10 protein-coding genes and 1 pseudogene are annotated in these 9,017 nt (G+C 54.9%); 7 read left to right on the plus strand and 4 right to left on the minus strand.

Annotated elements, in window-relative coordinates; translation table 11 throughout:
• Positions 1–41: 41 nt before the first annotated feature.
• A complete protein-coding gene (locus CEE69_RS13950) occupies positions 42–458 on the minus strand; it encodes a DUF6384 family protein (RefSeq protein WP_099261232.1) in 417 nt (138 codons plus the stop codon).
• A 434-nt stretch (positions 459–892) separates the two neighbouring features.
• On the opposite strand from CEE69_RS13950, the gene CEE69_RS13955 reads away from it, so the two are divergent.
• From CEE69_RS13955 to CEE69_RS13970, 3 genes are all read left to right on the plus strand, one after another.
• Positions 893–2,134, plus strand: a complete 1,242-nt coding sequence (locus CEE69_RS13955) for a cell surface protein (protein ID WP_099261233.1) — start codon at positions 893–895, stop codon at positions 2,132–2,134.
• A gap of 297 nt (positions 2,135–2,431) precedes the next feature.
• Positions 2,432–3,034 carry a DNA-3-methyladenine glycosylase I gene (locus tag CEE69_RS13965; protein WP_099261235.1) on the plus strand — a complete coding sequence of 201 codons (603 nt, stop codon included), beginning with the start codon at positions 2,432–2,434 and terminating at the stop codon, positions 3,032–3,034.
• Positions 3,035–3,063: 29 nt separating this feature from the next.
• Entirely contained in the window at positions 3,064–4,113 is a 1,050-nt protein-coding gene (locus CEE69_RS13970; RefSeq protein WP_143549242.1) for a hypothetical protein, read from the plus strand.
• Here the strand turns inward: CEE69_RS13970 and CEE69_RS13975 are convergent.
• Entirely contained in the window at positions 4,059–4,394 is a 336-nt protein-coding gene (locus tag CEE69_RS13975; protein ID WP_233215211.1) for a DUF952 domain-containing protein, read from the minus strand. The two genes, CEE69_RS13970 and CEE69_RS13975, sit on opposite strands and share 55 nt — an antisense overlap.
• Before the next feature lie 108 nt (positions 4,395–4,502).
• Complete coding sequence (locus CEE69_RS13980) at positions 4,503–4,901, minus strand: hypothetical protein (RefSeq protein ID WP_099261238.1); 399 nt, start codon at positions 4,899–4,901, stop codon at positions 4,503–4,505.
• Between the two features lie 325 nt (positions 4,902–5,226).
• On the opposite strand from CEE69_RS13980, the gene CEE69_RS13990 reads away from it, so the two are divergent.
• The 4 genes and pseudogenes from CEE69_RS13990 to trhA all read left to right on the plus strand — a co-directional run.
• Entirely contained in the window at positions 5,227–5,781 is a 555-nt protein-coding gene (locus tag CEE69_RS13990; protein ID WP_099261239.1) for a hypothetical protein, read from the plus strand.
• Positions 5,782–6,101: 320 nt separating this feature from the next.
• A complete protein-coding gene (locus tag CEE69_RS13995; protein WP_099261270.1) occupies positions 6,102–6,632 on the plus strand; it encodes a cell division protein FtsH in 531 nt (176 codons plus the stop codon).
• Positions 6,633–6,694: 62 nt separating this feature from the next.
• A complete protein-coding gene (locus CEE69_RS14000) occupies positions 6,695–7,621 on the plus strand; it encodes an alpha/beta hydrolase (RefSeq protein WP_099261271.1) in 927 nt (308 codons plus the stop codon).
• Between the two features lie 81 nt (positions 7,622–7,702).
• A pseudogene (gene trhA / locus CEE69_RS33190) lies at positions 7,703–8,191 on the plus strand (PAQR family membrane homeostasis protein TrhA); the annotation flags it as partial.
• Here the strand turns inward: trhA and CEE69_RS14010 are convergent.
• A partial coding sequence (locus CEE69_RS14010) for a PEP-CTERM sorting domain-containing protein (protein ID WP_143549243.1) occupies positions 8,157–9,017 on the minus strand: 861 nt, incomplete at its 5' end. The pseudogene trhA and the gene CEE69_RS14010 overlap by 35 nt on opposite strands.

A 9,017-nucleotide genomic window follows, 5' to 3' on the forward strand; every position in this document is an offset into this window, starting at 1 on the left:
ATGCGAAGCGGCAACACAGAGTTGCCATCGGTGAAATTGGCCTACGAGAAAAAGTACCAGGCGCCCGCTGCGGCGGCGGCCGTTGCTGCCATAGCGATTCGAGTCCGCCAAATCCAACAATACGCAGCGAACTTTTTGAATCCCGGCTTGGGTTCTTCGTAGGTGTAAAGATTGGAAAGGTATTGATCAATTGCCGCGTCAATTTCCGCCTCGCTGACGTGGTCGCCGGACATCGCGGCGGTTCGCATCAACTTTTCACGCAATTGGATCCGGACGTCGTCGGAACGAAACATTTCTTCCGCTGTCGAACGCCGGTCTCGCAATTCCCGAGCCACGTCCATGACCCGCAATGTTTCTGCGATCGTCAAGTCTTCGCCAGGCAACTTGGTCGCCGCGCGACGTTCACGCAACTGCTCCATGGTCGACGGTGCGGTCGCTTGTGCTTGAGCGTTGGCCATGACGGTACGAAATGTGATGAGTTGGTGACGTTGTATGAAGAAGGCCTCTCACCGCCAACTTCGGGGCGCCGTTTTCGAAGGCCACGATCGAGAAGCTGCGATAGGCACAAACCGAATTGTATCGCCCACTTACGTCATCGCGGGAGTGGTCTGTTCAGGTTTCGTATGATTGCCCCTCGCTGCAGAGCAACGTAATCTAACAATCGATGTCCGCGAAACGACGTTCGTCAATGGTCCGTACTGGGGACCGCGAACTGAATTGGTTTTGATGTGGCTTCTCAACGTTGAGATCAATTTGATGCGCCCTGATTGGAAGCTAAATTCGCCGATCAAGGCAGTGGTACAATCGTTTGGCAATCCATCCCGAAATGGATTGATTACCGGCGAGAGAGTTTTCTTTTCACGTTACTAATTTTACGCACGAGTTCTTGGTCATGAGCCAGCAAGCCAAAGCCTCTGCTCCGGCAGAGTCCGCCCAACAAACAACGCCGGCCGCTCCGGCGACGCAGCGTGACACTCAGTCGATGAGACAGTACCTCGACAGTGCCCTTGAAACGCTGAAGAAATTTGGGACCTCCGAGAACACCGCTCCGCAAGAATTGATCAGCCTGCTCGAGGGTGTTCGGCACCTGGACGAAGCCAAAGTGCTCGCGATCGCCGACGTGATCAAACACATGAGCTCGTTCAACGCTCTCGTGCGTGACAACATCGAATCGGTTCAGATCGGAAACCGCTACATGGACATCACGCAGATGTTCGACTCGGTTCGCGAGGACAGCAAACGTCTGATTGCCCAATTGGACGATGGCAAGATCAGCGGCACCGAAAAGGTTTCCAACTGGTGGATGAAACTCCGCCGCGGAACCCCCAGTGATCGCTTCGAAAAAATCGCGGAAGTCTACGGCGATGTCGCGAAAGACACGAAAGACGCGTTGCAGGTCGAAGAACAAATCATGGACGCGTACATCGATTTCCGATTTGCGCTCAAAGAAGCTGAAGTGCTCGCCCGCGAATTACTGGACACCCACGCTCCGATTTTGGAATCGGCCAAAGATGGATTGGCAACCGCGCAAGAAGCTCTCGACAACTACGCCGGAGAAGACCAAGGGGGCAAAAGCCAACTCGAACTGCGACGCGACGAAGCTCGCCACAAATTCGAGGAAGAAGACAAGACGTATCAGTTGCTCAAGGACATCGCGGAAAACCTCGAAATTGGTTACGACGTCGGCGAAACGCTAATCACCAAACTGAAGCAAACCCACGACGTGAAAGAACGAGTGTTCCGCCGAGCGGTGACGTTCTTCACCACAAACGAACACGTCTTCACGATCCTGGGCACGGTCTACACCAGCCAACATGGTTTGCACGAAGTCACCCAGGCCACCGAGGCCATGAAGGACGGCGTGAACAAGGGCTTGGAAGACATCGCTGGTCTTGGTCGGGAATTGGAACGTGCTGCATTGAAAGCGGGCTACGGAAGCACGATCGATCCCGAATCCGTGCAAAAGCTGGTCGATGCGATCAGCGGTTTCCAAATCGAATCGCTGCAGATGATCGCTGAACTTCGCAAAGAAAGCGAGGAGAGCACCAAAGCGATTCGTCAAAGCGTGGAAGAGGGCAAGAAGAAGTATCAGCAAACCCTCGGCCGCTACGCTCGCGGCGAATCGCTGCTGTAGGGCGGTTTTGCCGACGGTATTGGACGTGAGCGTGACGCGTCGATTAGCTAGCCCGCGGCGCAAGTTTTAGAGTTGCGCTTTTGCCTTCGGTTTTGTTGGCCAACGGCCTTCGTCATCGTAGCCTGGGGCATCGCCCCAGGGATCGAGAACGAAGGCAAATTGGTTGGCCAACGGCCAACATCAACCCAAACGTTTTGAATTGAACGGGGCCGTTGGCGATTCGAGGAAAAAACGCAACTTCAAAACGCGTGAGCGAAGAGCACGCTGTGCGAATACTGTTCGCAAAACGATTGACAGGTGAATGCATTGCCAGCGGATCTCCTGACCGACGAACAAGGCAATGCTCGTTGCGGATGGTGCGGTACCGATGCGGACTACATCCGCTACCACGACGAAGAGTGGGGCGTGCCCGTCCGGGACGATCTGCGTCTGTTTGAAAAGATCTGCTTGGAAGGTTTTCAGTGCGGCCTTTCTTGGATCACGATCTTGAAACGCCGCGAAGCATTCCGGGAATGCTTCGCTGGCTTTGATCCTCATCGGCTTGCTGAGTTCGCCTCATCCGACGTCGAGCGACTGATGATCGACTCTCGGATCATCCGCAACCGAGCCAAGATCGAAGCCACAATTCAGAACGCTCGAACGATGACCGCCATGCTGGACAGGAACGAGTCGCTTGCCGAGTTGCTATGGCAATTCGCGTCCAAGAAGCGTCGAGTTTATCGAAGGCTTGATCAAATCCCCGCGATCACAGAAGAGTCAACCAAGATGAGCGGCGTACTGAAGAAGGCCGGTTGGAAATTCGTCGGCCCCACGACCTGTTATGCTTTGATGCAGGCGACCGGCATGGTCAACGATCATTTGGTTGGCTGCCATCGACATCCCTTGATTCAATCGATGTGATCCGCCCGATCCCGCGGAAGGAGACCAGCATGGATCTGCCGCCTGACCATTCATCTGCTCAGCTTCCGACAAAGCAAGGTTGGTTCCAAACTTGGCGTGCCGTGGACACGAAAAGCTTCGCTGCCGGCTTGGGTGGGCTTTTGCTTTGGCTAGCGACCTGCATCGTTCTCGGACTCGCCTACCTCGCAGTCTTGAAAGCATTCCAACCGTATCCTGAGTCGTTTATTGGGAGCTTATTCTTCGTCATCGGCATCTTCGCGATGCCAATCGCGTCCGCCTTTGCGTTGATCACGTACTTACCGTTATTGATGATGCAGCGTTACTTGACTCGAGCCGTCTTTGTTGCCGCCGCAACCTGGGCCAATGTCTCTTTCTTGTGTTGGGGCGTCTCCGTCATCAATGAAGACCCTCGCGATTTCAATCGTCTCTGGAATGACATCAGTCCGCTGATGTTTGGCTACGGTTTGTCGATTGGGGTAGTCGCGAGTGCGATTCAGTGGTACTCGTCACGAACACTGCGTCCGAAGATGAAAGTGGCCCTGCCTCCCAAACGTGCTTCCATTGCGGAATCGCTGGAACTGATGTTCGTTGCCGCCTTGGTCTTTGTCGTCTGCCGTTCACACTTCGGAGATCTGACTGTCCCGATGTTGTTCTGGGTGGCCGTCGTGATGGGAGCGACCGCTGGAATTGCTCTTTCGATGCTAAGCCTTTTGATGATTCCGCCCGCGGATTCGCAGGCAGTCACTTCTCTGAAGCCACCCCTGAAACGAGCCGGCATGATGGTCTTGGCCAACACGCTCCTGGTCGGAAGCATCGTCGCCGCCTGGGCCACTTGGATCGCCCCCACACTGCTACCGCTCAGACTCACCTGGGATTCTGGCGTGGGCCTGACGCTTGCTTCTCTGTTTTCGGCCCTCATGTTCATCGCGTCGACATGCGTCGGTTTGCGATGGCTTCGTTATTGGGGCTGGACATTGCAACACGCCCGTGAACGCGAAAAATCGCCTGCAATTTCGTTTCCGAATCAGACAAGCACTGATTCGGCTCGCTCTACCGCCGAGACCGGCAAATCGGCATAGAGGTGCGGGAACAGTTCGCCGCCGCGAGATTTTTCCCAGCGTAGGTTGTCGTCGATGTCAGTCACTCGGATGTGCAGCACGACCAAACCGCTTTGGCCGGCGAAGTGAGCCGCCAACGTTCCGGGGACTTGTTGTTCAGTGGACAAGTGAATGAAGCCGTCCGCGACATCGATCGGTGCTGGTGGTAGCTTTCCGGTCGCTTGCATCTGCTCCCATTGCTGCTGGGTCGCGATCTTGCAAACGATGGATGGTGAGTCGCTGGACACGGGTTCGTTGGACATGGCACTGCGCATAGAAAAAGCCGGCTGATGATATCAACCGGCTTTGTAGTCGTCTGAGAGACGTGGTTCAATTGTGGCGGAGCAATGATTCCACCCGCTGAATCAAATTCAGTCGCGAACGATGACGCGGCCCAGTGGCGTGAAGACAACGTCCACGCAAGTGTCACAGCAAGGGAAGCTGAAGGTCATGACTTTGCGACCCAAGAAACCTTTTTTGCAGCAAACCAATTCTGGGATCACGTTTTCGCAGCAAGCAGGAACGCAAGCGCTGACTTCAATGGGGCAGCAAGTCAAAGGATTCTTGACGCACCACGAAACCTTCACGGGAGCTGGTGGGCAGCAGACAGGAGCTGGTTCGCAGCAGACGGGTGCTGGAGCTTCGCAGCAAACAGGAGCGGCTTCGCAGCAATCGCTGCCACAGCCGAGAAGGCCACAGGCGCTGGCGGTCGAAGCGGACGAGATACAAACGGCAACCGCGAAAGCGGCAAGTGTACGAGCAAAATTCATTGGAAATTCCTAACAGGTGAAGAGTGGATACACTCTGTAACTTTCAACGCAGTTGTGCGTTTGGGGGAAACGTTGCCATCAGTTTGAACCCAATCGCGGTAGTCATCGCGGTACAATTGTCGCGACCGTCACTAGCCGCAGCGATTCGACGGTGGAATAATGAAACTAATCGCGGAGGTTGCCGTTTTCCAGCAACTTTTCCGCGTGCAATGGCGGATAAAACGAACTGATCGTCATTGTTTGACAAAAGACCCATTCCCTGCGAGTGACTCGGACAATCCTGTCTGATCTCGCGAAGTTACCCCGCTTCAAACGGAGAAGCTTGATGTCGCGTTTGTTTTTGACTGCTGCCCTGGCCTGTGCAATGGCGATCCCAGCTGCGTTCGCCGCTGACCCCGCCACCGCTGACAAAGGACTTTGCCAAGGCGACCCAATCGGCGCGTTCTACGTGACCAAGGTTGCTGGTGCAGAAGATGACGGTGTCGAAGCCGGTGAAGCTTTGTGCTACCGCTGCAAGTACGGCTCGCGTCCGATGGTGATGGTCTTCGCTCGCCAGACCGGCGAACCCGTTGCCAAACTGGTCAAGGAAATCGATTCCGCAGTTGCGTCGAATGGTGACGCACAACTGAAGGGCTTCGTCACGCTGTTCGGTGACAAAGCTGACAGCCTGAAAAGCGAAGGCAAGAAGATGGCGGCCAAGAACGTGCCAGTCGTCGTTGCCAAGGACAAGAACGGTCCTGCTAACTACAAACTGTCCGACGACGCTCAAGTCACGATCGTGATCGCAAACGACTCGCAAGTCGTCGCTCGTCACGAATTCGATGCCGACAAAGTTGACGTCGCTGCTGTGATGTCCGAAGTCAAGCAGATGTTGAACTAATTGATTTAGAACTCGGAGCCCGAGTTCTCTACAGGATCAAGGCTCGAGTTTTATTGCACGACATGAGTGAACAAATTTCGGGCCCCGAATGATTGTCGAAATCTCGGGCCACGAGATAAGTGTTGAAAGCTCAGGCCCTGAGCTTCTCTACAAAACGAAACCGCCCAAGTGATCATCGCTTGCGGCGGTTTTTTTGTGCGCCATTGCGAACTTTAGTGCACCACTGCAAACTTCAGCGATCGACTCCCGTCTGGTCGTGCAATTTCCCTTGCATCGCTAAGATGTCCAGCGAATCAAATCACTTGCACAACGACTGGCCAATGGACTGGACTTGGGGCGACGACGAAGATGAGCTGGTGACCGCCTACCACGAGGCTGGACACGCGATCGTTGGCTGCGCTCTCGGAGCTCAAATCGACCGAGTCACTCTGTCACAAGCGTCAATGTTCGATGATGCGGACGATGGGATGCCACATCGGTTTGGAGACTGCATCGTCAATTGGGGCCGCGTGGATCCAAGTGATAGCTGGCAACGCCAACGTGAACTTTTGACGATTCTTGCGGGTCCGGTTGCTGAGTTTATCTATCAAAGCGGTGACGAAGATCTGTTGGATGTGCGAACCTGGGGAAGCGATTGGCGACAGGCACAGCTCTGCGTCGCGGCGCTAAAGCCTCAAGCAGCACAACAAGTGCAATTGATGCGTGAGGCGATCGCACGGTTGAGGAAGATCGTCGCTTCTGATCCCTGCTGGTCCGCGATTGCGGCTCTTGCCGACGAGCTGATGCTTGGTGACGAAATTGAAGGCGAGCAAGTCGCCGATTTGGTTCGGTTCTGGTGGAGCCGCGCCTGATGGACGCTTGGGTTACGATGTCGACCTGTTTTCCCAAAGTCTCCCCAATGGATCTTCCCACAATGAAAACGCTTGGCTTGTTCGAACAAAAACGATACTGGAGCTTCGCTCTCACGGCGACTCTGATGATGGGAACCTGTTTTGGCGCAGACCCCAGTGATGTCATTCCAGTTTGGCCATCGGATCCGCCCAAGTGGGACGCACCGGCAGAACCAGAAAGTGACTTCACCAAACCATCGGACAATCAAGTCGGTGGTAAGCGTTTGATTCGCTTGGGGAACGTGTCCACTCCGGAGATGCATGTTTTCCCCGCGAAAGACGAAAACGGGAAACCGTCCAAAACGGTGACGGTCATTTGTCCCGGTGGTGGGTTCTCGATCCTCGCCTGGGACTTGGAAGGCACCGAGATCGCTGAGCAGTTGGTCGCGGGTGGCGTGACCAGCGTGGTCCTGAAATACCGCGTGCCAACTCGATCGATGGATCCCAAGTGGAAACCACCAGTCCAGGACATTCAACGAACGATCGCAATGATTCGTGCAGGGAAAGTCACCGGGAACACTCCCGATCATGTTGGTGTACTGGGTTTTTCTGCCGGTGGACAAGCAGCGTGTCGTGCAGCGACGATCACCGAACGTCAGTACAGCGCGATCGACGATGCGGACCAAGAGATTCGCCTGCCCGACTTTGCGTGCCTGATCTATCCTGCATGGTTGGTCAAAGAAGAGTCGAAGCAAGAGTTGGATGGATTTGAGATCAACGAAAACACACCACCGATGTTCTTGGCTCATGCCGAAGACGACCGATTGACGGTCATGAACTGCGTGACGCTTTTCACCAAACTTCACGATGCCGGTGTGCCTTCGGCCTTGCACGTGTTCACTGGGAGTGGCCACGGTTTCGGAGGACGAATGGACGGTCGTGCTGACGACCTCTGGCCGGAACTTTGTTTGCGTTGGATGCGTGACGAAAGCCTCTTGAAAGGAAATTGAATCTTGGACCACACCGTTGAAGTACCGCCGATTCAGCCTGAACAAGAATGGGCCAATGCATGGACGCACGGGTTTTCGGCGGTGCTCTGGTGTGTCGTCGGAGCTTGGTTGGTTCGATCTTCCGCCGGCGAACCTGGCCTGGCGATCGCGTGCGGTGTCTACGCTGCTTCGGTGGTCACAACCTTTGCTTGCTCGACTTTGTCGCACGTGTTTTTGGAGCAACCCTGGCTGGACCGATTCCGAGCCTGCGACCAGGCCGCGATTTACTTGATGATCATCGGAACTTACACGCCAATCGCCTACGCCTATTCACCGGCTGGTTGGCGAATCCCTTTGCTGACCGCGATGTGGGTGGCCGCTCTGGCGGGGTTTTTCAACAAAGCTGTGCGGATGCATCGACTGCATTCAATCAGCGTGGTGTCATACTTGTTGCTTGGTTGGTTGCCAGCCATTCCGTTGATTCGAAACGTGCCAGTCGAACTCGCCTACGCCATGTTCATCGGCGGCGTGCTATACAGTCTGGGCACGATCTTTCTCATGAATGATCGCCGAGCACCATACTTGCACGCGGTTTGGCATTTGATGGTCTTGTCCGCGTCGCTGGTGCACGCGATCGGGATCGCTTGGTACGTCGTCGAGCCCATCCAAAACTCAGCGTTGTAAGCATCGCCACCGCCATCGAAGGTTCGGGAACGGCAACGACCCTGATCGAAAAACCATCCGCGGCGACTTCCGAGGCAATCAACCCCACGTAGGGCGAAACGAAGTTGTTGAAACTGAACTTCTCCGACGTATCGGGGTCGGTGGAGATGCCCATGTTTGTCCCCGTGAAAACATACTCGCCACTATGTTCAATGAACGAGCCTTCACCCGAATCACCGCCGACCAAGGTGAGTTCATCCATGCCTCCTCCGCCCAAAGGATGATCCCATCGGTAGACCACCGATTCGGTGATTGCACCCGTGTTGAGCTCCACGGTCTGCGTGAGATCAATCGTGTCGGATCCGAACTGCGAGTTTTGCCCCTGAACGATCATCGACCGGCCCAGCATGTCGAAGTAGCCGCCTCCCAAAACCGGCATCGGCATGATGCCGTCGATCTCGGGTATTGGGGCATCCAATTTGACGAGCAGCAAATCACTGCTGTGAACCGTTCCCGCCAAGAGTGTTGTGCCGTCCGAATGCAGAAAGTCGTTCTGCAATGTCGTTTGCAAAACGGTCGATGACTCGCCCGTGTACGTATGCCTTGTTCCATCAGCGGCAACAAACGTCGGATTGATCATTCCCGTGTGAGTCGCGGTCACATAGGAAGCGTTCGGAAATAACTTCGGCATTTCAATTCGGTAGTACGTAATTGAATTGCCCGAGATTTTGGTCGCGTTGAGTTGGCTCATTCT

The sequence above is a fragment of the Rhodopirellula bahusiensis genome, assembly GCF_002727185.1.
GTDB classification, from domain to species: Bacteria; Planctomycetota; Planctomycetia; order Pirellulales; family Pirellulaceae; genus Rhodopirellula; species Rhodopirellula bahusiensis.